Source organism: Vogesella oryzagri (assembly GCF_040148885.1).
Classification (GTDB): domain Bacteria; phylum Pseudomonadota; class Gammaproteobacteria; order Burkholderiales; family Chromobacteriaceae; genus Vogesella; species Vogesella oryzagri.
Window position 1 is genome coordinate 86,054 of record NZ_JBEFLD010000010.1, and the last position, 25,906, is coordinate 111,959.

General features: G+C 59.0%; 19 protein-coding genes. 6 read left to right on the top strand and 13 right to left on the bottom strand.

Annotated features, from left to right (window positions below; translation table 11 throughout):
- Positions 1 to 74 precede the first annotated feature (74 nt).
- The 4 genes from ABNW52_RS17305 to ABNW52_RS17320 all read left to right on the top strand — a co-directional run bounded on the left by ABNW52_RS17305 (position 75) and on the right by ABNW52_RS17320 (position 3,741).
- Positions 75 to 878 (top strand): ferredoxin--NADP reductase, encoded by an 804-nt coding sequence (locus tag ABNW52_RS17305; protein WP_349590544.1) that lies wholly within the window; start codon positions 75 to 77, stop codon positions 876 to 878.
- Between the two features lie 130 nt (positions 879 to 1,008).
- Positions 1,009 to 1,788 carry a transporter substrate-binding domain-containing protein gene (locus ABNW52_RS17310; protein WP_349590546.1) on the top strand — a complete coding sequence of 260 codons (780 nt, stop codon included), beginning with the start codon at positions 1,009 to 1,011 and terminating at the stop codon, positions 1,786 to 1,788.
- A gap of 96 nt (positions 1,789 to 1,884) precedes the next feature.
- A complete protein-coding gene (locus tag ABNW52_RS17315) occupies positions 1,885 to 2,544 on the top strand; it encodes an amino acid ABC transporter permease (RefSeq protein WP_349590549.1) in 660 nt (219 codons plus the stop codon).
- A 51-nt stretch (positions 2,545 to 2,595) separates the two neighbouring features.
- Positions 2,596 to 3,741 carry a trans-sulfuration enzyme family protein gene (locus ABNW52_RS17320; RefSeq protein ID WP_349590551.1) on the top strand — a complete coding sequence of 382 codons (1,146 nt, stop codon included), beginning with the start codon at positions 2,596 to 2,598 and terminating at the stop codon, positions 3,739 to 3,741.
- 89 nt (positions 3,742 to 3,830) lie between these two features.
- Here ABNW52_RS17320 and ABNW52_RS17325 read toward each other — a convergent pair whose 3' ends face one another.
- From ABNW52_RS17325 to ABNW52_RS17350, 6 genes are all read right to left on the bottom strand, one after another.
- Positions 3,831 to 4,313: a GlcG/HbpS family heme-binding protein gene (locus ABNW52_RS17325; RefSeq protein ID WP_349590553.1), complete on the bottom strand. Its 483-nt coding sequence runs from the start codon at positions 4,311 to 4,313 to the stop codon at positions 3,831 to 3,833.
- A 450-nt stretch (positions 4,314 to 4,763) separates the two neighbouring features.
- Entirely contained in the window at positions 4,764 to 5,390 is a 627-nt protein-coding gene (locus ABNW52_RS17330; protein ID WP_349590555.1) for a response regulator transcription factor, read from the bottom strand.
- Entirely contained in the window at positions 5,387 to 6,823 is a 1,437-nt protein-coding gene (locus ABNW52_RS17335; protein WP_349590557.1) for a sensor histidine kinase, read from the bottom strand. The genes ABNW52_RS17330 and ABNW52_RS17335 overlap by 4 nt, the downstream gene beginning before the upstream one ends.
- Before the next feature lie 59 nt (positions 6,824 to 6,882).
- Positions 6,883 to 7,590: a substrate-binding periplasmic protein gene (locus tag ABNW52_RS17340; protein ID WP_349590560.1), complete on the bottom strand. Its 708-nt coding sequence runs from the start codon at positions 7,588 to 7,590 to the stop codon at positions 6,883 to 6,885.
- 112 nt (positions 7,591 to 7,702) lie between these two features.
- Complete coding sequence (locus ABNW52_RS17345; protein ID WP_349590562.1) at positions 7,703 to 9,961, bottom strand: arginine/lysine/ornithine decarboxylase; 2,259 nt, start codon at positions 9,959 to 9,961, stop codon at positions 7,703 to 7,705.
- Positions 9,962 to 10,636: 675 nt separating this feature from the next.
- Positions 10,637 to 12,088, bottom strand: coding sequence for a phospholipase D-like domain-containing protein (locus tag ABNW52_RS17350; protein WP_349590565.1), 1,452 nt, complete (start codon positions 12,086 to 12,088; stop codon positions 10,637 to 10,639).
- A 257-nt stretch (positions 12,089 to 12,345) separates the two neighbouring features.
- Between ABNW52_RS17350 and gltB the strand changes: the two genes are divergently transcribed.
- Both gltB and ABNW52_RS17360 read left to right on the top strand, forming a co-directional pair.
- Positions 12,346 to 16,791 carry a glutamate synthase large subunit gene (gltB, locus tag ABNW52_RS17355; protein WP_349590567.1) on the top strand — a complete coding sequence of 1,482 codons (4,446 nt, stop codon included), beginning with the start codon at positions 12,346 to 12,348 and terminating at the stop codon, positions 16,789 to 16,791.
- Between the two features lie 83 nt (positions 16,792 to 16,874).
- Positions 16,875 to 18,290 (top strand): FAD-dependent oxidoreductase, encoded by a 1,416-nt coding sequence (locus tag ABNW52_RS17360; RefSeq protein WP_349590569.1) that lies wholly within the window; start codon positions 16,875 to 16,877, stop codon positions 18,288 to 18,290.
- A 42-nt stretch (positions 18,291 to 18,332) separates the two neighbouring features.
- Here the strand turns inward: ABNW52_RS17360 and ABNW52_RS17365 are convergent, their stop codons facing one another.
- From ABNW52_RS17365 to ABNW52_RS17395, 7 genes are all read right to left on the bottom strand, one after another.
- Positions 18,333 to 19,163, bottom strand: coding sequence for a glycosyltransferase family 2 protein (locus tag ABNW52_RS17365; protein ID WP_349590571.1), 831 nt, complete (start codon positions 19,161 to 19,163; stop codon positions 18,333 to 18,335).
- Positions 19,160 to 20,062, bottom strand: a complete 903-nt coding sequence (locus ABNW52_RS17370) for a glycosyltransferase family 2 protein (RefSeq protein WP_349590574.1) — start codon at positions 20,060 to 20,062, stop codon at positions 19,160 to 19,162. The genes ABNW52_RS17365 and ABNW52_RS17370 overlap by 4 nt, the downstream gene beginning before the upstream one ends.
- 650 nt (positions 20,063 to 20,712) lie before the next feature.
- Positions 20,713 to 21,651 (bottom strand): glycosyltransferase family 2 protein, encoded by a 939-nt coding sequence (locus ABNW52_RS17375; RefSeq protein ID WP_349590577.1) that lies wholly within the window; start codon positions 21,649 to 21,651, stop codon positions 20,713 to 20,715.
- A 13-nt stretch (positions 21,652 to 21,664) separates the two neighbouring features.
- Positions 21,665 to 22,915, bottom strand: a complete 1,251-nt coding sequence (locus ABNW52_RS17380; protein ID WP_349590580.1) for an O-antigen translocase — start codon at positions 22,913 to 22,915, stop codon at positions 21,665 to 21,667.
- Positions 22,912 to 24,009: a DegT/DnrJ/EryC1/StrS family aminotransferase gene (locus ABNW52_RS17385; protein WP_349590583.1), complete on the bottom strand. Its 1,098-nt coding sequence runs from the start codon at positions 24,007 to 24,009 to the stop codon at positions 22,912 to 22,914. Before ABNW52_RS17385 ends, ABNW52_RS17380 begins: the two co-directional genes overlap by 4 nt.
- A complete protein-coding gene (locus ABNW52_RS17390; RefSeq protein WP_349590586.1) occupies positions 24,009 to 25,016 on the bottom strand; it encodes a GNAT family N-acetyltransferase in 1,008 nt (335 codons plus the stop codon). Before ABNW52_RS17390 ends, ABNW52_RS17385 begins: the two co-directional genes overlap by 1 nt.
- Positions 24,970 to 25,905 carry a hypothetical protein gene (locus tag ABNW52_RS17395; RefSeq protein WP_349590589.1) on the bottom strand — a complete coding sequence of 312 codons (936 nt, stop codon included), beginning with the start codon at positions 25,903 to 25,905 and terminating at the stop codon, positions 24,970 to 24,972. The genes ABNW52_RS17390 and ABNW52_RS17395 overlap by 47 nt, the downstream gene beginning before the upstream one ends.
- Position 25,906: the final 1 nt, after the last annotated feature.

Below are 25,906 nucleotides of genomic sequence, written 5' to 3' on the forward strand. Positions count from 1 at the left end.
GCGCGCGCCGGGCGGCTTGCATTAATGCCGCGGCTGAGGGATGATTATCCGAGTAAATTAGTCGGATATTAATCATGTCGATCACCTCTTCCGCGCCTGCCATCGCGCAGGATGACAAATTCACCACCGAGCGCATCAGCTGGCTGCAGCGCTGGAGCGACAAGCTGCTGAGTTTCCGCCTGACGCGGCCGGACGGCTTCCGCTTTACCCCCGGCCAGTTCGCCCGGCTGGGACATGTGCTGGACGATGGCAGCATGGTGTGGCGCGCGTATTCCATGGTGTCGGCGCCGTGGGACGAGCACCTGGAGTTTTACTCCATCGTGGTACCGGACGGGCAGTTCACCAGCCGGCTGGCGCGCCTGGGCGAGGGCGACCGCGTGCTGCTGGAGCGCAAGGCCACCGGTTTCTTTACCGCCGACCGACTACCGGATGGCGAGCAGCTGTGGCTGCTGGCCACCGGCACCGGGCTGGCGCCGTACCTGTCCATCCTGCAGCAGGAAGACGTGTGGCAGCGCTTCGCCCACATCGTGCTGGTGCATTGCGTGCGTGAAGGGGTGGAGCTGGCCTACCGCGACGAGATCGCCGCGCTGCGCGATCACCCGCTGCATGGCGATGCCTACGGCCACAAGCTGCAATACCTGCCGGTGGTGACGCGCGAGGCGGTGCCGGGGGCGCTGTCCGGGCGCATTCCGGCCATGCTGGCCGACGGCAGCCTGGCGGCGGCGGCGGGGCTGGTCATCAGCCCGGAAGCCTCGCGCTTCATGATCTGCGGCAACCCGCGCATGGTGATGGATACCTACCGCCAGTTGCAGCAGCAGGGCTGCCGGTTGGCAAGGTTGGCCGCACCGGGGCAGGTGGTGCTGGAAAACGGCTGGTAAGGCGTGCTATTCCACGCGTGAATTTGTATAGATAAATATGTTCGAAGCCGGCGCTGGAGAGGCGCCGGCGAATTTGTTAAAGTGCCATTCGTTTTATTGATCTGCCGATCAATAGCTTTGAGGAATAAAGATGAAAAAGACTCTGCTGACCCTGTCGCTGTTGGGCCTGACCGCCAACGTGTTCGCCGCCGACCTGCTGGATACCGTGCATCAGCGCGGCACCCTGAAAATCGCGCTGGAAGGCACCTACCCGCCGTTCAACTTCAAGGACAAAGAGCAGAAGCTGACCGGCTTCGAAGTGGAACTGGGCGAGGCGCTGGCCAAGAAGCTGAAGCTGAAGCCGGAATTCATCACCGGCGAATGGAGCGGCCTGCTGGCCGGCCTGCAGGGCGGCAAGTTCGACGTGGTGCTGAACCAGGTGTCCATCACCGACAAGCGCAAGGAAGTGTTCGACTTCTCGGTGCCGTACACCATCTCCAGCGCGCAGCTGATCGTGCGCAAGGACGAGAAGCGCAGCTTCAAGAGCCTGGCTGATCTGGCCGGCAAGAAAATGGGCGTGACCCAGGGCAGCAACTACGCCGAGATGGTGAAGGCGCAGGGCGGCATCGAGTCCAAGTTCTACCCGTCGGCACCGGAAATCCTGCAGGACCTGGCGCTGGGCCGCATCGACGCCGCCGTCAACGACAGCCTGCTGATCCCGTTCGCGCTGAAAGAAGCCAAGCTGCCGCTGAAAGCCGGCGCACCGGTGGGCGGCGCTACCCAGATGGGCATCCCGTTTGCCAAGGGCAACCCCAAGTTCAAGACCGCCATCGATGGCGCGCTGAACGCGCTGTACAAGGACGGCAGCTTCAAGAAGATTTCCGTCAAGTGGTTTGGCATTGATGTGTCCAAGGCCCCGACCGCACGCTAAAATCGGCGCCTGAACCACGCCTCCGCGTAGTGCGGAGGCGTTTGTATTTGTGGACCAAGCTACGCGGCCCGTGCGGGCGGCGGGGAAGGAAACAACATGGATTGGCTGCAACTGGCCCAAGACGCGTTGCCGGTGCTGATCAAGGGCGCCGGGCTGACGCTGTTCTTTGCCGTGATCTCCATGGTGCTGGGGCTGGTACTGGGCTTCGTGGTGGCGCTGCTGCGCGTGGCGCGCGTGCCGGTGCTGGCGCCGCTGGTGGCATTCTACGTCAGCGCCATGCGCGGTACGCCGCTGTTGGTGCAGATTTTTGTCATCTACTACGGCCTGCCGTCGGTGGGTATCGAGTTCGAGCCGGTGACCGCCGGGGTGCTGGCGCTGACGCTGAACGTGGCCGCCTACCTGTCGGAAAGTCTGCGCGGCGCCATTGCCGGTGTCGATCGCGGCCAGTGGGATGCGGCGATGTCGCTGGGCTTGTCCTGGTGGCAGGGCATGCGCTACGTGGTGGCGCCGCAGGCGCTGCGCCTGGCGGTGCCCAGCCTGGCCAACAGCCTGATCTCGCTGATCAAGGACACCTCGCTGGTGTCGGTGATCACCGTGTCCGAGCTGATGATGAGCACCAAGGACCTGATCGCGCAGACCTTCCAGCCCTTGCCGCTGTACCTGATGGCCGCCGCCATCTACTGGGTACTGAGCGCGGTGTTCGAACAGGTGCAGAAGCGGGTGGAAGTCAAACTGCAGCGCGCCTACCAGCGCTGATTACGCTTGCGGCCAACGTTGGCCGCAAGACTGAAGACTACGGAGTTGCTGATGAAATTCGCCACCAAGGCCGTCCATGCCGGCTACGACTACCACGGCCACCAGCGCGCGCTGATGCCGCCGATCTACCAGACCTCCGCCTTTGCGCATGACGAAGTCGGCGAGCAGCTGGATTTCGCCTACTCGCGCACCGGCACTCCGACGCGCGCGGTGCTGGAAGCCAACCTGGCGGCACTGGAAGGCGCCGCGCACGGCCTGGCGTTCGCCAGCGGCATGGCGGCGGTGGATGCGGTATTGCGCGCCACGCTGCAGCCGGGCGACGAAGTGATCGCCGTGGCCGACCTGTACGGTGGCGCCTACCGCGTGCTGACCAAGGTGATGGCGGCGCAGGGCATCACCGTCACCTTTGCCGATCTGACCGATGCGGCCAACCTCGCGCCGCTGATCGGTAGCAACACCAAGCTGCTGTGGCTGGAGTCGCCCACCAACCCGCTGCTGAACCTGGTGGACATCAGCGCGCTGTCGGCCGTCGCGCACCAGCACGGGGTGAAAGTGGCGGTGGACAGCACCTTCGCCACCCCCTACCTGCAGAACCCGCTGCAACTGGGCGCCGACATCGTGGTGCACTCCGCCACCAAATACCTGGGCGGCCATTCCGACGTGCTGCTGGGGCTGGTGGCGGTGAGCGATAGCGAGCTGTACAAGGCGATCAAGTTCATCCAGAACGCCGCCGGCGCGGTGCCGGGGCCGCAGGACTGCTTCCTGACCCTGCGCGGCATCAAGACGCTGGCGTTGCGCATGGAGCGCCACTGCGACAACGCCGAGAAAGTGGCTGCCTTCCTGCAGACCCATCCGGCCATCGAGCAGGTGTTCTTCCCTGGCCTGCTGGCGCACCCGGGTCACGAGCTGGCCAAGCGGCAGATGCGTCGTTTCGGCGGTATCGTCACCGTGTACCTGAAGGACAACAGCCGCGCCGCCGCCAGCCGCATCGCCGGTAAGCTGCAGCTGTTCATGCTGGCTGAATCGCTGGGCGGGGTGGAGTCGCTGGTCAACCACAGCTACACCATGTCGCACGGCGGCATGCCGCCGGAGCAGAAGGCGGCGCTGGGCATCCGCGACGGCCAGCTGCGGCTGTCCATCGGTATCGAGGACATCGACGACATCCTGGCCGATCTGGCACAGGCGCTGGCGGACTGAGTCACCGCCCGCACGGAAAAGCAGAAGGCCACGCCCGATGGGCGTGGCCTTCTGCCTTGCGGCTGCGGCCAACGTTGGCCGCACGCTACTTACTTGAACATCGCCGCGTTGGCGTCGATGGCTGCCAGCGCGCACTGCTCGTCCAGGTTGCCGCCCGGCGCGCCGCCGATGCCGATGGCGCCGATCACTTCATTGCCGACCTTCAGCGGTACGCCACCGCCCAGCAGCAGGAAGCCCGGAATATCGGTGAGGTTGGCCGCGCCCGGGTTCTTCTGCGCGTTTTCCATCATTGCCAGCGTCGGGGCCTTGGCGGAGGCGGAGGTGAAGGCCTTGGCCTGGCTGGCGGCGATGGTGTGGGCGCCGGCGTTGTCGGCACGGGCGAAGGCTTTCAGGTTGCCGGCGCGGTCTACCACGCTGACACCGACGTTCCAGCCCTTGGCCTGGCACTGCGCCACGGCGTCGGCGGCCAGCTTGTGGGCATCGGCCAGCGAGATGTTGCGTTCGGTCAGCGGGGCGGCCTGGGCCAGGGTGGCGGCGGCGAGCAGCAGGGCGGTGCAGGTGGTGCGGATCATGGTGAAGCTCCTGTTCGTTGTGGGGCGAGGGATGGCTTCATGTTAGGCAAACATCTGCCGCGGCAACATTCGGTCGATTACGCCGCGGCCTCCGTAGTGTTACGGAGGCCGGGTTGGCCGCAAGCCATGACTGGTTTGCGGCCAACGTGTTTTGGTGGTGGGGAATCCGCTGCGCGGATGATGATTGAAGTCGCCGGTTCCGCCCGGCGGACGGGCCAGGGGGTGTGCCGTCGCCCCCTCGCGACCCCGCTCGCCCCAATGGTCCGCGAAATCCCGGCAAAACAGGCCCGCGCAAGGCGCCGCTGATTCGCCGCTTGCTAACGGCGCGCGGCTCAAGCAGCGTCTTAAAACCTTGCGCAGACCTGTTTTCCCGGCGCTCCCCGTGGGGCAGTCGGGCGCTTCACAACGTTGGCCGCATGTTTTGTACCGGCTGGACAAGCAAGGTGGTCGCTAGCGGCTTGTGTCCGCCAGCAGCACCAGGTAGTGGCGGATCAGCTGCGCCAGGGTGTCTACCTCCAGCTTGGCGAATACATTGGCGCGGTAGGTTTCTACCGTGCGTGGCGACAGCGCCAGTTCGCGGGCGATTTCCTTGTTGCTCAGGCCGTCGGCAATGCGCTGCAGCACGTCCAGTTCGCGGCCGGACAGACGCGCCAGCTTCTGCCGTGCGGCCAACGTTGCCGCCTGCCGCTCGCGGCTGCCGATGTGCTGGCGCACCGCTTTTTGCACCGTGTCGAGGAACAGGTCGTCGTCCACCGGCTTCTGCAGGAATTCCACCGCGCCGCTCTTGAACGCGCGGCGGCACAGATCGACGTTGCCGTGGCCGGTGAGCATGATCACCGGCAGGTCGCTGTCGGCGGCCAGCCGCTCCAGCACGTCCAGCCCGCTCATGCCGGGCATGCGGATGTCCAGCACCACGCAGCCGATGGCGCCGCGGTCGTGGTGGGCGAGAAAGGTCAGCGGGTCGGCGTGGCCTTCGCTGCGCAGGCCGACGCTGCGCAGCAGCAGCGCCAGCGCGTCGCGCACCGCGTCGTCGTCATCCAGCAGGTAGATCAGCGGGGATTGCTTGTCGTGGTTCATGCGTGGTTCTCCGTCGCCAGCGGCAGGCTCAGGGTGAAGCAGGCGCCGCCGGCCGGCAGGTTGGCCGCGGTGAGCTGGCCGTGCATGCCGTGCGCCAGGGTTTCGCTCAGGCTGAGCCCCAGTCCCATGCCGCCTGCGCGGGTGGTGAAAAAGGGCTGGAACAGCCGTGGCAGCACCTCGGGCGCGATACCCGGCCCGTCGTCGCTGACGGTGAGCCAGTAGCGCTTGCCCAGTGCTTCACCCTGCAGCCGGATGTGGCCGCCGCGGCTGCCCAGCGCATCGGCGGCGTTCTGCACCAGGTTGTGCAGGATCTGCTCCAGCGCCACTGCTTCGGCCTGCACGCGGGCGTCCGGGCTGGCGTTGTGCCAGCTGAGGGCGATCTTGCGCGCCGCCAGTTCGTCGTGGCGCAGGGTCAGCAGGGAGTCCAGCAGCGGCTGCGGGTCCAGCACCGCGCTGCCGCCACCGCCGGGCTGCGTCACCATGGCGCGCAGGCGGCCAACGATGTCGGCGGCGCGACGAGCCTGGGCGGCACTGGTCTGCAGTGCCTGGCGCACGGTGGCGCGTTCGTCTTCGTCATCCAGCATGCGCTCGGCGGCACGCACATTGGCGAGGATGGCGGTCAGCGGCTGGTTCAGCTCGTGGGCGATGCCGGCGGCCATCTCGCCCAGCGTGCCCAGGCGGTTGAGGTTGGCCAGCCGCGCCTGTTCTTCGGCCTGACGCCGCTGCCGCCGCGCCTGCAGCCGGGCGCGCAGCACCGCCAGCAGCAGCGCCAGCACGGTGGCCAGCGCCAGCCAGCGTCCCCACGGCCACTCGGCCGGGGTCAGTATGCGCCGGCTGTGAAAGGCGAACGGCTGGCTGGCGGCAGCCAGGGTCTTGTCGATGCCCAGCGGCCAACCCCACGGCGCCGGTGTGGGCTGCCTGGCGAGCAGCGCCAGCTCGCCGCCCGGCAGTGCCAGGCTGATGCGCCCCAGCGCCGGCGGCCAGTCGCCGTCGCCCAGCAGGCGGCGGGCGTCGATCAGCAGGCTCCAGCCGGAGCCATCCACCAGCCAGTAGCGCTGGCGGTCGGCCGCCAGCAGCTGTGGCCGCTGCTGCCGCTGTGCTTGCTGTACTGCGGTGGGCAGGCCGGCGGGCATCGCTGCTTCACCCTGCCAGTGGTCGGCGCGCAGGCGGCCGATGGCGGCCAGCTGCGGCAGTGCCGGTTGCAGGCCGGCCAGCAGGCGGGCAGTGGGGGGCGCGTTGTCCAGCTGCGCCAGGGTGGTCAGCACGGCGTCGTGCTGCACGGTTTTCTGGCTGAGCAGGCGGTGGGCGATGCTGCTGTCCTGGAGGAAGCGTTCCTGCAGGTCGCGCAGCGCGAAATAGCCGAGCAGGGCGCCGCCCAGCGCACAGGCCAGCAGCCACCATAACAAGGCGCGACGCAGGGGCAGGGTAGTCATGGCGGCATTATGGCATGGTGCCGCGGCGGTCTTGCTCCGTAGCGCTACGGAGGCGCGGCTCAGGGCAGGTAGTGGCGGGCGATACGGCGGGCTTCGCCGTTCTGCTGCAGCTGCTCCAGGGCGGTGGCCAGCTTGTTGGCCGGCAGCGCGGTGGTGGCGCGGTTGCAGCCGAGCCAGGAATCGGCGCGTGCCAGCGGTAGCACCTGCCTGATTGCCATGTGCTGCTGCTGCGCGTAATAGCGCGCCACCACGTCATGCACCGCCCACAGGTCGACGGCGCGATCCTGCAGCATCAGCAGGCTGTCGGCCGGGGTGCGGGTGGTGCTGTACGGCAGCTTGCGTTCCTTGAGGCGGTTTTCGGCGGTGGTGCCCAGCATCACCACGATGCGCAGGCGGGTGGCTGCCGCCAGGCTGGTCGGCGCGGCGACGTCATTCAGGGCGAACAGCCCCAGTTCGCCACGGTGGATCAGGCCGACCCAGCGGAACAGCGCTTCGCGCTCCGGGGCGCGGGTGAGCGGGTAGGCGCAGGTATTGACGGTGTTCTGCGCGGCCTGCTGCGCCCGCTTCCACGGCAGGTTGCTGCGGATGTCCAGGCTGACGCCGCTGACGCGCGCAGCGTGCTGCAACAGGTCATAACCGATGCCGCTGTGCTGCTTGCCATCGCTCACCATGCTCAGCGGCGGGTAGTCGGTGGTGTAGATGGTGAGGTCGTACGCCGGCAGGGCCGGCGCCGCCAGCAGCAGGCTGGCAAGCGCGAGGGGTTTCATGGCATCGGCTCCGCGATGGCAGTGGTTCATTATGGCCGTTGCACCGTGGGCTACAAGCCAAGCGGCCAACCTGGCAGGGCAAGGTTGGCCGCTTGGTTCAGACCCGGGGTGCTCAGGCGCGCACGCAGTCCACGCAGTAGGTCTTGTTGCCGTCGATCTCGGTGGCCACCAGGCCATGCACGTCGGTTTCGAAGCCCGGCAGCTGGCGGTTGAACGCCTGCACGAAACGCAGGTAGTCAACGATGGTCTGGTTGAACACCTCGCCCGGAATCAGCAGCGGGATGCCCGGCGGATACGGCGTCAGCAGCACGGCGGTGACGCGGCCTTCCAGCTGGTCCACCGGCACGCGCTCGATGTCGCGGTGCGCCATCTTGGCGAACGCTTCGCCCGGGCGCATTGCCGGCGCCATTTCCGACAGGTAGATCTCGGTGGTCAGGCGGGCAATATCGTGCTCGCCGTACAGGCGGTGAATCTTCAGGCACAGGTCCTTGAGGCCGACGCGCTCGTACTGCGGGTACTTGGCGACGAATTCCGGCATCACGCGCCACAGCGGCTGGTTCTTGTCGAAATCGTCCTTGAACTGCTGCAGCAGCGAGATCATGGTGTTCCAGCGGCCCTTGGTGATGCCGATGGTGAACATGATGAAGAAGCTGTACAGGCCGGTTTTTTCCACCACCACACCGTGTTCGGTCAGGTACTTGGTGACGATGGCGGCCGGGATGCCCAGCTCCTCGAAGCTGCCGTCCAGTGCCAGGCCCGGGGTCAGGATGGTGGCCTTGATCGGGTCCAGCATGTTGAAGCCGTCTTCGATGCCGGCAAAGCCGTGCCAGCTGTCTTCCGGTTTCAGCGTCCAGTCGGCCGGGTCGCAGATGCCGTCATCGGACAGCGCATCCGGGCCCCACACGCGGAACCACCAGTCGTCGCCGTATTCTTCGTCCACCTTGCGCATGGCGCGGCGGAAGTCCAGCGCCTCCACCAGCGATTCTTCCACCAGTGCCTGGCCACCCGGCTGCTCCATCATGGCCGCGGCCACATCGCAGCTGGCGATGATGGCGTACTGCGGGCTGGTGGAGGTGTGCATCAGGTAGGCTTCGTTGAAGCTCATGGTGTCCAGCTTGCGGTTCTCCGGGTCCTGCACCAGGATCTGCGACGCCTGCGAGATGCCGGCCAGCAGCTTGTGGGTGGACTGGGTGGAGAAGATCATCGACTCCTTGCAGCGTGGGCGGCCCTCGCCGATGGCGTGGAAGTCGCCATAGAAGTCGTGGAAGCTGGCGTGCGGCAGCCAGGCTTCGTCAAAGTGCAGGGTGTCCACCTCACCGTCCAGAATGCCCTTGATCTCCTCGACGTTGTACAGGATGCCGTCGTAGGTGGACTGGGTGAGGGTGAGGATGCGCGGCTTGGCGCCCGGGTTCTTGGCCAGCGCTTCGCGGGCAAACGGGTTGGCCGCAATCTTGGCGCGGATCGCTTCCAGCGAGAACTCGCTCTTCGGAATCGGGCCGATGATGCCGTAGTGGTTGCGCGTCGGCATCAGGAACACCGGGATCGCCCCGGTCATGATGATGGCGTGCAGGTTGGACTTGTGACAGTTGCGGTCCACCAGCACGATGTCGCCGGCGGCCACGGTGCTGTGCCAGACGATCTTGTTACTGGTGGAGGTGCCGTTGGTGACGAAGAACAGGTGGTCGCAGCTGAAGATGCGCGCCGCGTTGCGCTCCGACGCCGCTACCGGGCCGGTGTGGTCCAGCAGCTGGCCCAGTTCGTCCACCGCGTTGCACACGTCGGCGCGCAGCATGTTTTCGCCAAAGAACTGGTGGAACATCTGGCCTACCGGCGATTTCAGGAACGCCACGCCGCCGGAGTGCCCCGGGCAGTGCCAGCTGTAGGAACCGTCGTAAGCGTAGTTCACCAGCGCGCGGAAGAACGGTGGTGCCAGGCTGTCCAGGTAGCTCTTGGCCTCGCGGATGATGTGGCGCGCCACGAACTCCGGGGTGTCCTCATGCATGTGGATGAAGCCGTGCAGCTCGCGCAGGATGTCGTTGGGGATGTGGCGCGCGGTGCGGGTTTCGCCGTACAGGTATACCGGGATGTCCGGGTTGCGGCGGCGGATCTCGGCGACAAAGCCGTACAGGCCGCCCAGGGCTGCCTCGGCATCCTCGTCGGTCTGGAACTCCTCGTCATCGATGGACAGGATGAAACCGGCGGCGCGGCTCTGCTGCTGGGCGAACGAGGTCAGATCGCCATAGCTGGTGTAGCCGATGACGTCCATGCCTTCAGCCTTGATGGCGTCGGCCAGTTCACGGATGCCGGAACCGCTGGTGTTCTCGGAGCGGAAGTCCTCGTCGATGATGACGATGGGGAAGTGAAAACGCATACCTGAGTCCTTAGTTGCTTTAACTCGGACACAATCTGGCTGCGTAAAGACCGCATGGGCAGAGCGTGAACCATGCAGGGTGCATCCACATGGCTCTTGGCACCTGTAACGCCGCTGGCGGCCTTCACGGCATGGCCGGAAGTGTCACTCGGTGCGCGTTGGGGCACAGTTCTGTACGTACGACGTGATGCCGCCGCCCTGGATGGCTGGCCTTGAGGCGCGTTGTTTTTACCAGCTGCAGTCAGAAATCGGGGGAGACTGCAACCGGAACAAAGGGGCGCTTTGCACCGCGGTCCGCACTGGGAGGCAAGCCTCCTTCACGTCTGCCGGCTTAGGGTGTTGTCTACCGGCGGGCAAGGTTGGCCGCACCGGAAAACACCTTCGAATAACCCAAGAAAGCGCGCATTGTAGCGGCATTGTCGGCCTTCATGTTGCGCAGCAGTATTACAACGCGGATTTTTCTCGCTGCGGCCTGCCGCCCCGCCGGGCGCGCTGCCCAGATGGCATGTGTTGCCGCCCGGCCGGCACTTGCGACGCGCTCCGCCGGCGATTGCCGAGCTGCAGGCTTCGGCGCCGCACTCGCGCGGCCGTAGTCGGCAAATCAATGGCTTAGTGCTGTCGCCGTGCTGCTGGCGCGCGCGGCGCCGGAGTGGGGGCTGCGAGACTGCCGGGTGGTTAGTGCTTGTCTGGCGGTGGTGACAGGTGTTGTTTTTTCTTCAAGCGACGGCGGTACAGTTGCCAGGCGCGCAGCAGGACGCTGGCGGCGGCGAACAGCAGCAAGGCGGTGAGCGGCAGCGCTGCCAGGTAGGGGAACACGCTGATGGCAATGGCCAGTAGCAGCAGTACCAGGCCGATGCTGAGAAAGGCGCTGGCTTCGCTGTCGTCCACGTCGCGGGTGCCGCGCACGGCGCTGTCCAGCACCACGCCGATGCGCGCCGCCTGGCGGGCGGCGGCGGCGGCGCTGACGGCGGCCTGTTGCCGCAGCGGCAGGCGCTGCTGCCGGGCGCGGGTACGCGCCGGTACCGGCCGGCGACGTTGGCCGCCGAGCACGATCTCGGTGGCGTTGTCCAAGTCATGCAGGAAACGCTGTGCCATGGTGTCGGCGACGCCGGCATCCTCGATCGCCAGGTCGATTTCGCGATTGGCCAGCCAGCTGGACAGGTTCAGGTTACTGGAGCCGATGCGCGCCCAGCGCTCGTCAGCCACCGCGGTCTTGGCATGCACCATCGGGCCGTTCCATTCGAACACCCGCACCCCGGCTTCCAGCAGCGGGCGGTACTGGGTGCGCGACACGGTGGCGATCCAGGCGATGTCGCTGGCGCGCGGTACCAAGAGGCGCACGTCCACGCCGTCACGTGCGGCGTGTTGCAGGGCGGTGAGATAGGCGCTGGTACCCATGAAATAGGCGTCGGTCAGCCACAGCCGCTCGCGGGCGAAGCCGGCGATCAGCAGATCCAGCCGCATCAGGTTGGCGGTGGCCGGGGTGGTCGCGATCAGCCGCGCAGCGATGCTGCCGCGGTTTTCCGGCGCCGGCAGCGGCGGCAGTGTCAGCGGGCCGCCGCCGCATTGCTCCCAGCTGTCGGCAAAGGCGGCCATGGCGTCTGCCAGCAGCGGGCCGGCCAGGCGCAGGCCGGTGTCGCGCCAGTCGTTCCAGCGCGAGCTGGCGCACAGCCCGCCGATGAAGGCCAGCTCGCCGTCGACGATGATCAGCTTGCGGTGATCGCGCCCCAGCAGGCGCAGGCCGCGGGTCAGCCCCGGCGCCTGCCACACCCGCAGCTGGGCGCCGGCCTGCTGCAGCGGCTTGAAAAAGCCGCGGTAGTGCTCGCGCCAGCAGCCCAGCCAGTCATATAGCAGATAGACCTGTACCCCGGCCCGGGCCTTGTCGCACAGCAGCGCGCGCAACTGGCGGCCAAAATCGTCGTTGGCAAACAGATACATCTCTACCTGCACCACCCGTTTTGCCTGGCGAATGGCGTCCAGCCAGGCGGCAAAGTTGGCCGCAGCATCGAACAGCACGTCGACCTGATTGCCGGCCACCAGCGGCGCGCCGGCCGAGCGTGCCAGGGCCTGTTCGGCCATCTGGCGGAACAGCGGCGATGACGCCGAGTGGTGATGAAAAAATGCCATATGTTTACTGTCGGACAATATTTGGAATTCAGTATTTTGTAGGGGTGAAAATACAGTGTTTGGCTGTCGTTTTTTTGAAGGTTGATGTCCCTATAACGTAAAGTTTGCGCCTTATGCTGCTGGCGAAATTTGCCAAAAAACAAGCATAACTTATTGATTTTATTCTGATAATGCGTCGCACAAAAAGCGGTTGCAGGTCAGCTATCTTGACCTTAGAATCAAAGGCATTCGCTTCACATTATAAGCAGGGACAAACGATGGACAGACAGCGTTGGCTGGAGGGCACCCTATACAGCCCAGATTTCGAACAGGACAGCTGCGGCTTTGGCTTGATTGCTCAGCTGGACGACAAACCTTCGCATTGGCTGGTGCAGACCGCCATTTCTTCGCTGGCCAAGCTGACCCACCGCGGCGCGGTGGCGGCAGACGGCAAGTCGGGTGATGGCTGTGGCCTGCTGTTCCGCAAGCCGGACGGCTTCCTGCGCGAAGTGGCGGCCGAAGCCGGCATCACGCTGAAGGCGACCTACGCCGCCGGCCTGGTGTTCAGCCATCCGCAGGATGGCGAACGCAGCCGCAACCGGGTGAAAGAATACCTGGAAAGCCAGGGACTGGAAGTGGCCGGCTTCCGCGAGGTGCCTATCGATCTGGACGCCTGTGGCGAACAGGCGATGGCGTCGCTGCCGAGTTTCCACCAGGTGTTCGTCAACTGCCCGTTCGGCATGGACGAGCTGGCGTTCCAGCGTCGCCTGTACATGGGCCGTCGCCTGGCCGAAAAAGCCAACAAGGCCGACGATCCGTACTTCTATATCCCGACACTGTCGCCGCATACGCTGTCGTACAAGGGTCTGGTGACACCGGAGAACCTGCACAAGTTCTACCTGGACCTGTCCGACCCGCGCTTCGAGTCCAGCCTGGCGGTGTTCCACCAGCGCTTCTCCACCAACACCTGGCCGCAGTGGAAACTGGCGCAGCCGTTCCGCTTCCTGGCGCACAACGGTGAAATCAACACCGTACAGGGCAACCGCAACTGGGCGCGCGCGCGCGAGCGCATCATGACCTCGCCGCACATCGACATGGACAGCATCCGCCCGATCGTGCAGACCGACGGCTCCGACTCCATGTCGCTGGACAACATGCTGGAAGGCCTGCTGATGGGCGGCATTCCGCTGTTCCGCGCGCTGCGCCTTTTGGTGCCGCCGGCATGGCAGAACGTGGACAGCACCGACAAGGACCTGCGCGCGTTCTACGAATTCAACTCCATGCATATGGAGCCGTGGGACGGCCCGGCCGGTATCGTGCTGACCGACGGCCGCTACGCCGGCTGTATGCTGGACCGTAACGGCCTGCGTCCGGCGCGCTGGGTGCTGACCAAGGACAATATCCTTACCATCGCCTCCGAAGTCGGCGTCTGGGACTACAAGCCGGAAGACGTGGTGAAGAAGGGCCGTGTGAAGCCAGGCCAGCTGTTCGCCGCCGACCTGCAGACCGGCGAGATCCTGTATCCGGAAGACATCGACGCGCAGCTGAAATCCGCCAAGCCGTATCGGCAGTGGATCAAGGACGCCGGTTCGCGTCTGGAACTGTCGATGGAAGACGATGCCGGCCTGGAAGCGTGGCCGAAGGAGCAACTGCTCACCTTCCAGAAACTGTTCAACATCAGCTTTGAAGAGCGCGACCAGATCCTGCGCGTACTGGCTGAGGAAGGCCAGGAAGCCGTCGGCTCCATGGGTGACGACACCCCGATGGCGGTGCTGAGCCAGAAGGTGCGCTCGCCGTTCGATTACCTGCGCCAGCAGTTTGCGCAGGTGACCAACCCGCCGATCGACCCGATCCGCGAAGCCATCGTGATGTCGCTGAACACCGTGTTCGGCCCCGAGCGCAATATGTTCGAGGAGACTGCCGAGCACGCCAAGCGACTGGAAGTGCGCAGCCCGGTGCTGTCGCGCGAGAAGTTCGTGCGCATCACCACCCGCACCGAGCCATACCTGAAAGCCACCACTTTCGACCTGTGCTATGACCCGGCGGAAACCACGCTGGAAGACGCCATTCGCAAGCTGTGCGCCCACGTGGTGGAAGCGGTGCAGGAAGGCTCCGTGATCGTGGTGCTGTCCGACCGCACCATTGCGGGCAACCGTCTGCCGATTCATGCACTGTTCGCCACCGGCGCCGTGCACCACGCGCTGATCGACAGCGGCCTGCGCTGCAAGGCCAACATCCTGCTGGAAACCGGTACCGTGCGCGACCCGCACCAGATGGCGGCGCTGATCGGCTACGGTGCCACCGCGGTGTACCCGTATCTGGCGTACCAGACCATTGTCGATCTGGTGCAGACCGGCGACGTGAGCCTGCGCGTCAACGAAGCGCTGCAGCACTATCGCAAGGGCATCAACAAGGGCCTGATGAAGGTGCTGTCCAAGATGGGGATTTCCACCATCGCCAGCTACCGCGGTGCCCAGCTGTTCGAAGGCATCGGCCTGCATGAAAACGTGGTGGCGCTGTGCCTGAAAGGCACTGTATCGCGTATCTCCGGCGCCAACTTCGAAGACTTCGAAGACGACCAGAAAAAACTGTCCAAGCTGGCGTTCAACCCGATGCGCCAGATCACCCAGGGCGGTCTGCTCAAGTACGTGCATGGCGAGGAATACCATGCCTACAACCCGGACGTGGTGCAGGTACTGCAAAAAGCGGTGCAGAACACCGATTACGATGCCTACAAGCAGTACGCCGAGTTGGTGAACAGCCGCCCGGTGGCGATGTTCCGCGACCTGATGGAACTGAAGCTGGACGGCATCACCCCGATCTCCATCGACGAGGTGGAGCCGGTGGAAAGCATTCTCAAACGTTTCGACTCCGCCGGCATGTCGCTGGGCGCGCTGTCGCCGGAAGCGCACGAGGCGATGGCTACCGCCATGAACCGCCTGGGTGGCCGCTCCAACTCCGGTGAGGGCGGTGAAGACCCGGCGCGTTACGGCACCGAGAAGATGTCCAAGATCAAGCAGGTGGCCTCCGGCCGCTTTGGCGTCACCCCGCACTACCTGGTGAATGCCGAAGTGCTGCAGATCAAGGTGGCGCAGGGCGCCAAGCCGGGCGAGGGCGGTCAGCTGCCGGGCGACAAGGTATCGCCGCTGATCGCCAAGCTGCGTTGCTCCAAGCCGGGTATCAGCCTGATCTCGCCGCCGCCGCACCACGACATCTACTCGATTGAAGATCTGGCGCAGCTGATTTTCGACCTGAAGCAGGTGAACCCGAAAGCGCTGGTGTCGGTGAAACTGGTGGCCGAGCCAGGTGTGGGCACCATTGCCGCCGGCGTGGCCAAGGCCTATGCCGACCTGATCACCATCTCCGGTTACGACGGCGGTACCGGCGCCAGCCCGCTGACCTCGGTGAAATATGCCGGTAGCCCGTGGGAACTGGGTCTGTCCGAAGCGCAGCAGGTGCTGCGTGCCAACGGTCTGCGTGGCCGCGTGCGCATGCAGACCGACGGCGGTCTGAAGACTGGCCTCGACGTGATCAAGGCTGCGTTGATGGGCGCGGAGAGCTTCGGCTTCGGTACCGGCCCGATGATCGCGCTGGGCTGCAAGTTCCTGCGTATCTGCCACCTGAACAACTGCGCCACCGGCGTGGCCACCCAGGAAGTGAAGCTGCGTTCCAAGTACTTCATCGGCCTGCCGGAAATGGTGATGAACTACTTCCTGTTCATCGCGCAGGAAACCCGTGAGTGGATGGCCAAGCTGGGCGCCCGCAACATGGAAGAGCTGATTGGCCGCATGGACTTGCTGGCGCTGCGCGAAGGCGCCACCGGCAAGCAGCAGAAGCTGGACCTGTCGCCGCTGCTGTCGCAAGGCAGTGTGCCGGACAGTGTGCCGCGCTACTGCGTGACCGACTCCAATCCGTCGTTCGACAAGGGCGAGTTTGCCGAGCAGGTGCTGCAGGATGCGCTGCCGGCCATCCACAACAAGCAGATGCTGGCGCTGTCCTACCGCATCGAGAACACCCACCGCTCTATCGGTGCTCGCCTGTCCGGTGAGATCGCCCGTGTACACGGTGCCGCTGGCCTGCCGTTCGGCTGCCTGAAGGTGAAGTTCCATGGCTCCGCCGGTCAGAGCTTCGGCGTGTGGAACGCTTCCGGCCTGCACCTGGAGCTGGAAGGCGATGCCAACGATTACGTCGGCAAGGGCATGGCCGGTGGCCGTGTGGTGATCTACCCGCCGAAGGACGCCGCCTACAAGTCGGACGAATCCATCATCGTCGGTAACACCTGCCTGTACGGCGCCACCGGCGGCCAGCTGTTCGCGGCCGGCGTGGCGGGCGAGCGTTTCGCGGTGCGTAACTCCGGCGCCTTGGCCGTCATCGAAGGTGCGGGCGACCACTGCTGCGAATACATGACCGGCGGCAGCATCATCGTGCTGGGCGAGACTGGCTACAACTTCGGTGCCGGCATGACCGGCGGCTTCGCCTTCGTGTACGACCGGGCCGAGAAGTTTGCCTACCGCTACAACAACGAGCTGGTGGACATCCACCTGATCAATGGCGAAGCGATGGGCATGTACCGTGCCTACCTGCTGGAGAAGATTGCCAAGCACGTGGAACTGACCGGCTCCGAAACCGGCCGTGCCATGCTGGAGAACTTCGACGATTACGTCGATTACTTCTGGCTGGTGAAGCCGAAGGCCGCCAAGCTCGACAGCCTGCTGAAAGACTAAAGGGACGGGCGGCATGTCCGCCCCTTTACACAGAAATACCGATGTGCGGCCAACGTTGGCCGCATCATCAGAGGAACGGAATCATGGGTGACGTTTTCCAGTTCATGAAGCTCTCGCGCAACCCTGGCGACAAGGTAGAAGTCGCGGTGCGCAAGATCGAATTCAAAGAAATTTATACCCCGCTGCACACAGTGGATGCTGCCGAGCAGGCCGGGCGCTGCCTGTCCTGTGGCAACCCCTACTGCGAGTGGGAATGCCCGGTGCACAACTACATCCCCAACTGGCTGAAGCTGGTGAACGAGGGCAAGCTGTTCGAAGCAGCCGAAATGTCGCACAAGACCAACAGCCTGCCGGAGATCTGTGGCCGCGTCTGCCCGCAGGATCGCCTGTGCGAGGGGGCCTGCACCCTGGAGCAGGGCGGCTTCGGTGCCGTAACCATCGGTAGCATCGAGAAATTCATCACCGATGAAGCCTACAAGGCTGGCTGGCGCCCGGACATGTCCAAGGTGGTGTGGAGCGACAAGAAAGTCGCCATCATCGGTGCCGGCCCGGCCGGCCTTGGCTGTGCCGACGTGCTGGTGCGCAACGGCGTGCGCCCGGTGGTGTTCGACCGTTATGAGGAAATCGGCGGCCTGCTTACTTTCGGCATTCCGGAGTTCAAGCTGGAGAAGAGCGTGGTGCAGCGTCGCCGCGAAATCATGGAAGGCATGGGGGTAGAGTTCCGTCTCAACACCGAGATCGGCCGCGACATCCAGATCGAAGAGCTGCTCAGCCAGTACGACGCCGTGTTCATGGGCATGGGCGCCTACAAGTACATGAAAGGCGGCTTTGAAGGCGAAAGCCTGCCGGGCGTGCTGGAAGCGCTACCGTTCCTGATCAACAACGTGCGCCAGTGCCTGGACACCCTGCCGGCCGGCGAAGCCCCGGTGTCGATGGAAGGCAAACGCGTCGTGGTGCTGGGTGGTGGTGACACCGCCATGGACTGCAACCGCACCTCCATCCGCCAGGGCGCCAAGAAGGTAATCTGTGCCTACCGCCGCGACGAGGCCAACATGCCGGGTTCCAAGCGCGAAGTGAACAACGCGCGCGAGGAGGGTGTGGAATTCCTGTGGAATCGTCAGCCGATGGGCATCGAACAGGCCGCCGACGGCAGCCTGCGCCTGAAACTGGCGGAAACCCGCCTCGGTGCACCGGATGCCAAGGGGCGCCGCAACGCCGAGATCGTGCCGGGTAGCGAAGAAGTGATCGAATGCGACCACGTCATCATCGCCTTCGGCTTCCAGGTCGAAGCCGCTGATTGGTTCGAACGCCAGGGCATTGCCACTGCGGCCAACGGTCGTACCCTTGCCAGCAGTAATGGCGAGATCAAGTACCAGACCAGTAACCCGAAAATCTTCGCGGGCGGCGACCAGGTACGCGGTGCCGATCTGGTGGTGCGTGCGGTGTTCGAAGGTCGTCAGGCGGCGGAGGGGATGCTGAGCTACATGCAGGTGTGGTAGTTAAGGTTGCTGTTCCAAATAAAACCCACCTCATGGTGGGTTTTATTTTTTTGTATTATCTAGCATGGTTGGTAGCATGCTCAGACATTTTTTATTTAAATTACGGCGGCCCTTGTCAAAAAACCAACCCCATTTGTTGAAGTATTTTATGGTAGATATTATGTGATATTTGAGTAGCTTGGTTTTTTTGTATGAATCTTTTTGAAACTCATGACATACGGTCGCAACAGGTATGTAGCAAGTTCCGTAGTTATCTGCAAACCGTCTTGCTAAATCAACGTCTTCCATGTACATAAAAAACCGCTCATCAAAACCGTCTAGTGCTATTAGTGCAGTAGAGCGGCAGAACATAAAACAGCCAGAAAGAGATGGCGCAAAAAAAGGCTGATTAAAGTCCGCGTGTTGCAGTAAGTAGTGCGGGTCGGTAAATTTTGCGAGCGGAGGGAAGAAGCGTCTGGCAAAGAGATCAATTGGCGATGGTAATAGTTTGCACAGTTCCTGCCTACTGCCGTCAGGGTAGGCAATTTGTGGCATATATAACCCTGCAGGGTAGTTTTCCACTTCATCGAGAATAGCCTTTATTGTGCTTTTCCCAAAATTAATGTCGGGATTGCAGATTATGAAATAGTCACTTTTGTCAGCAAACTGCCGGATGGCCAAGTTGTGTGCACGACCAAATCCAATATTATATGGGGCTTTAATATAGTGGAATCGACTATCTCTAATGTCGTTGGCCCAGTCAGAACCTCCATTATCTACCAAAATGATTCTGCTGACCTCTGGCTGATTGGTCAGCGAGTCAAGGGTTTTGTTTAGATCTTGTGGAGTATGGCGAAATAAAACAATGGATGCGGTGACTGAGATCATCTTCATTGCAGTGGCCCCAATCGTCCGCGGATGGCATCAGTAATGCCCCGAGTCATCATTTTTATGTCTGTAATCTTGTTGTCAGAAAGAAGTGCCATTCCAAAAAAATAAAGCAATACTTTTTTTATTAGGTGACGCTGGTGCTGAATTTTGTCAAGAAGTACTCCGCGTAGCGCTAGGTGAAGCCCATTTCTGACGATGAAGTAATTTCTAAATGGGGAATGAATAGTGACTATTTTTTTACCTATTTTACGCGAACAATCACCTAGTTGATGGTTGATAGTTACATTGAAAGTTCCGTAGATAGAGAATCCGGCATTTATAGCTCTCCAACACCACTCCATATCAACCCAATCTATAAATAAATCTGGATTCATTAGACCGACTTGGTTGATGGCTTCTGTTGGAATTAATGTGCCTGAAGCAATTAGCTGAGAAACTTCAATTGCTCCTGATTTCAAGGATATTTGATGCAATTCGCCATTCTTGTATTTTACAAATGAAGGTGGGGTGTCCGGCTTATTTTCATCGTAATAGGCGGGGCCAATGGCGGCTACTTTTTCCCCTCTTGCTTGAAGTTCCTTTAGTTCACTTAGCATTTCTAAAAAAAAGTTGCTTGGGTAGACGGTGTCTTGATCGCTGAGTAAAATATAATCGGTATGATTTTTTAAGGCCAGTTGAATTCCAATGTTTTGAGCTTTTGCAATTCCATAATTTTCTTCAAGGCATATATAATTTATCCCGCTTGTGCTTGAGTGAAGTTGATAGGAAGTATTGTTGATTTTTTTTATTGGAGTGTTGTCAATGATAACTATTTCTAGTTTATTTTTTGTTAGGGAGTCGATGGTTAATTTTAATTGATAAGCATCAGGAAGATATGTTACCAGTATGGCGGTGCATTGCATTTTTTATGTTTCCGTGTTCGGGTGGTGTTGTTTCTATTTTCAGAACTGGACTTGCCTTAGACTTTCGAGGTTGAGCATTGACTGCGATTAACTCCATGCCGGGAAGTGCCTCTGTATCAGTGCTCACAAAAGCAGTTTGGCTAAGGTCTCTCACCATCAGTTTTATGCCTATTCGCATTCAACAGCAGGCAAAGAATTGTATTGTAATCCGACTGTACTGGTAAAATTCACTTTAGCCTTTTGTAAGGGGGGGGCGACCAAACCCTTAGGCTAGACCGCTGCCCTCGGTTTTTAGCAGCTCTAAGTTTGGTGACAATTAAGGTGCAAATTCCTAACATTTCTATGTCGATGCCGCAATGCACATTGCGTTATTAGCGACGGCTGTCGGTGCAATGCTTTCTAGGCTATCTTCGACTGTTATGGAGTGCCTTGGCGTCGCAACTGCTGTAGCTAAGTGGCTCTGGTTGGCTTATAACCACTCATGCCATCGTGCTCACAGATTTGGGCGAGCTACGGGGAGACTCCTTTACTTTTCATGCCGTGTATAAACTTCCCAATTGGTGCTGGGGGCTATGTTGTAGGGTGGCCCATTCGGTTAGGTGCTATTACTAGTCAAAGCCATTGAATAATAATTCCTACGACGCGGTAGGCTAAAAATCAAAAAACTTTCTCAACCTGCGCCATAGCATGATATACCTACCAATAAAAATGCGTAAATGGTTAATGAAGACTACATCGAGAAGGCCAAGTCGCTCAAAAAAACTAAGTTTGTATGCGTCAAATTTAAACAATTTAAATTGTATGTGTCGTCTATGTTTTTTTCCAGAATTGGAGTCTATCAAAAGTTTTTGATATAATTTAACAAAGTCAGCCTTTAGTAACGGATTTATATGGTCCGATGTAGAGATGCCGCCAAGTTGATATTTGATGACTGGTCTATCCATAAGGTGGATTCGAAAACCAGAACTTAATAATTTGATATAAAAAGGAAAGTCTTCGAGAAGATGATAGTTTTCATCAAATGAGTCAGTTATTTTAAATAATTCTCTATGGTAATATGTGCTGGCGCCACTTATTACATTTCCGTTCTTATACATGTAGCTGAGCAATTTCGACTGGTCTTCACTCATGAACAGTGGGTCAAGCCTCGCACTCGGAGCCCTATACAATTCCTTGGAGAAACCCTTTTCATAAATAACTCGTCGGCCAGTCACTACTAGGCACTGATTGTTATTGAAAAAATCAACAATTGAGTGGATTGTATACTCATCATAAAGGGCATCGTCCACTCCTAAAGGAATAATTATATCTCCGCATAAATTGGTAAGTACTGAATTTAAATGTTTAACAGTTCCCAGGTTTTGGTTTTGACGGAGAATTTTATGACGAATTTTTTTATTAGTTCTGGAGATTTCGTCTATGAGGTAATTTAGTTTTCTGCAATCAAAACAGGGGCTTGCGTCATCTGATATAATCAGCTCGACTTCTAGTTCGTCAGGGATTTTCTGTGAAAAAATACTTTGTAAAGCGGGTTTGATTAATTCTTGATTTTTGTATAATAAAATAAAAATCGACACTGTTCTGATCATCGCATTTCCTGGGCTATATGTAGAATCTCTTTAGATTTAATGAAACAAAAATGAAGTATAAGGTATAATTAATGGTGTAGGCGATGCATACGCCAATGGCGTTGAATTGGGTGGCGAGAATATAAGAAAAAAATACGAAAGTTGAAGAGAAAACCAGTTCAGATCCTATAAACCACTTTACGGCGCCACGCGAAATCATAGGATAAGCTACCAACCAGCTTGCAATTTTTATCACATCGCCAGTTAATTGAACTGCAAATAAATTTGAGGCTGGGCGGAAATCTTTTGTAAATAATGAAACAATGATCCATTCGCGCGATAAATAAATCAGCAGCCCAGCTAAAGCGACTAAAGGTACTATCAGCCTGCCAGTCACCCAGATTTCTCGCTTTATTTCATCCGGTGTACTCAAGGAGGATAGTTTAGGTAGATAGTATGTGCTCAATGCAACTGTGATAACACCAAGGTACACTTCTGAAATTTTGTATACCGCCTGCCATTGTCCAGCAGTGTCCCAGCCAGAATGGTCAACTAAAAATCTCCGTGCCAAGATCAAAGATAGCGGGCCGCAAATTGAGCTTGTCACTGCCATGGCAACATATGCGCCTATCTCGCGGAATTTCCTCATGTCAGGCCTGCCGAACCACAGTCGCCTGTGCATCCAAGGCTCATGCCGTACGAGCAGTAACAGCACTGCCCCTGATACCGCCGAGGTGACTGCTGCTGCCGCCAAAGCACCTGAAGTTGCGTAAGACCAGATCAAAATGAGCATTAATATTGTCGAACAAACGACCGAGATCATACCTGAAATGACATAGCGTCTATAATTTTGCATGCCATTCAGAACTGACGTAAACAATGTGCTCAATCCAGCAAGAGGTAAGACACATCCGGCTAAGATAATTACCCAATTGTATTGATATGTTGAAAACAATAAGCCGGACAATTGATATGAAAAAGCACAAACGAGGGGGATGGCTAATATCAGCATCACAATTAGCCAATGTATGCTGGCGCGCCACCAAGGTGCACAAAATTCGTGTCCGAGAGCTTGGTTTGCCGCTGTGTAGCGAACGACTCCATTGCTTACTGGTGCGCTCACTACACTAGTTAAGGCACCGACAAACCCCTGGACTTGCCCTAACATTGCTATACCTGCTGGTCCAGTTTGAACCGCTACTACCTTTGCAATCACAAATCCGCATGACATGCGCAATAGGGTCAGCAGGCCGCTAAAAAATGTAACAGACAATAACTTTTTCATGTTAATTCAGCCCGCACGGCGGCAATCACCTGTTCCACCTCGGTGTTACTAAGGGTGGGCCCCATCGGTAGGCTGAGTACTTGGTCATGCAAGCGTTCGGACAATGGAAAGGCACCACGATTCAACCCCAGCCAGGCATAGGCAGGCTGCAAATGTGGCGCGACTGGGTAATGAATCATGGTACCAATCCCCCGCTCAGCCAACGCCTGCTGCAGGACTGTGCGCTGTGTAGAGCGAACAACGAACAGATGCCACGCCGCCTCAATCTGCGCCGGTACCTGCGGCAGCATCAAGTCACATCCCTGCAAGCCAGTAAAATAGCGCGCTGCCACATCTCGTCTTCTCACCGTTTCTTGGTCCAGGTGTTGCAGCTTCACGCGCAAAAATGCCGCCTGCAATTCATCTAGGCGGCAGTTGAATCCACTAACTTCATTGTGATATTTGACTCGCGACCCGTAATTCGCTAACACTCGCACCTTGTCGGCCAGTTTGGCATCGTTAGTAGTTACTGCACCGGCATCGCCTAGAGCCCCGAGATTTTTGCCGGGATAAAAACTGAAACCGGCAGCATGACCCAGCGTTCCGACACGGCGACCTTTGTAACACGCACCATGTGCCTGAGCAGCATCTTCGATCACTTTCAAATCATGCTTTTCAGCCAGAGCCATGATCGGATCCATGTCAGCAGGCTGCCCATACAAGTGCACCACCAAAATGGCACGGGTACGTGGCGTGATCGCTTCAGCAATGCAGGCCGGGTCAATATTGAAGGTGTCCACGCAAGGCTCAACCGGGATGGGGGTCGCACCAGCATACGTTACGGCAAGCCATGTGGCGATATAGGTATTGGCCGGGACAATCACCTCATCGCCTTGACCAATCCCATAAGCTCGTAAAATCAGATGCAGGGCGTCCAGGCCATTACTCACACCCACTGCATGGGTGGCACCACAATATGCAGCAAACTCTTCTTCGAATGCTTTTACTTCTTCGCCAAGAATATACCAACCTGAATCTAGTACCTTAGCAAAGGCTGCCTTCAATTCATCTGCGTATTGCAGATTGATTGCTTTAAGATCAAGAAAATTGATCATTACAAATTCCACTCATAAAAATCAACAGCCAAACCGCGCGCTCCGAAGCCTTCCTTTTGGGCAATCAACCCCTGATTTAAATACTTGCCCGCATCTTCAGTTGATATGCCAAAGCTAAAGAAATTTTTCCCGTCTGAGGTTGCGCGATGAATCAGTGTCTCAAGCAAATAATCCATCGCCCCTATCTGTCTTGCAGTTTGCGACGCGGCCAAATACTGCGTATGCACAATCCTGCCAAAATCAAACAAACAGGCTGCGGTCAGTAATTCGCCATCAAGATAGACTCCATGCAAACGCAGCTTCTCCGGGAAACGGTTGGACAACAGCTGCAACTCGGCCGGGCTATGTACCGGAACAGCATTGTGCTTGACAAGTGCCGTACTTAAAAGCGCATGAAATACTTCCACATCATCTAACGGCATGCACACCAAGCTCCGTGCAGCTGCCTTTTTCAATAAATTCTTTCGTGAGTCGGATAGCTTTGGCCTGCTGATCAGATCAATCACGCTCGAAAGATCTCGGCGAATCAGTTTTGCCCCTTGGCGATGCAGAAAATAAATATCTTCCTCACAAAAATTGACTGAAAAGCACCATGGTACTTTCTTGTATATCACACTATGCATTCCCGCAGCACGATAGTGTGTTGCCATCACAGAAAAAGCAGATTCAATATCCGTACTTTTTGCGTTAACTGTGGTAATCAAACCACCATATGTCAGCCCTTGATGACTATACACAGTGCCGTCGCAACAATTGGCAGGAAACACGGCCAGCATGCTGTTGCCTCGATAAAATACCAAGGATGCATCGTGAAACCGGTCCGCATGATAATCCATGAAATCCCGCTCAAACATGAATAATGGGGTGCGGGATTTTTGTAAAAACTCGTTCCAGTCCGCCCGCATCTCCGGAGAGTATGGGCGGACCTGTATTGCATCTACCATCAAACACCCTTCACTTTTACGTACCAAGCAACGTGCTGGCAAGGCGTGCAACACCAAAGCCATCTACACCCATCTGGTTGCCGTTGTAAAACATCCAGGTTTCCCGCTCCCCAGCCAGCAATGCCGGATAGCATAAGGTTTGTGAGTCCCATCCGCTCTCAGACAGGGTAATGCCAAGCGGGGCTTGATCCTCCTCCCAAGTGATCCCATCGTAGCTACGAAAGGCGACCGGGAAATAGTCCCCTAAAACCGAACCTTTAGTGGCATACATCAAATAGTTACCATCAAGCAGGCGATAAACCTTCGGCCTACCAATGCGGTAGTCTGGATAATCACACTGGACGCAAATTTTAGAGTGACGCGGAATATTCAGCAGATCTTTTGTTTCGGTGTAGCAAATATGATAACGGGGGTAAGGAACACCATTGATCATTTCCCAGCCGTCTCCCTGGGCGAACCAGAGTCGCCAGATGCCGTTTTCAAACCTCGCGGTATGAATCGCACCGATAAATGCCTGACCATCTGCGCGCCCAAGCACAGGAGATTCACACAGGCGCATAAAGGTGTTTCCGCCATCCCTGGAAATAGCAACCCCAGAAAATGCTAGGAATTTGGCTTTTTTCACCAGCTGAAAGCCAACATAGAACAAATACACATCGTCTCCGGCCTGAACGACATCTCCCATGATCAGACCATTGTCGTCAAAGCAGCCATCACGACCAATATTCAATACGGGGTGTTCTGAAATGGCAGAGACAATCTGCGGATTTGCAGCAGCAACATCTACATAGCCGATGCGACTAATGCCATCGGTATCCCTAAAGCCTGCAAAGACACGGATGGTTTCCGCATTTAACCTGAATGGCTGAGGCGTAAGCGCAGAGTTGTTCCTCCACATTTCATTGGAATGTTGATCCGCCTGATACACCAGCCCAAGTTTTTCCCATATCATG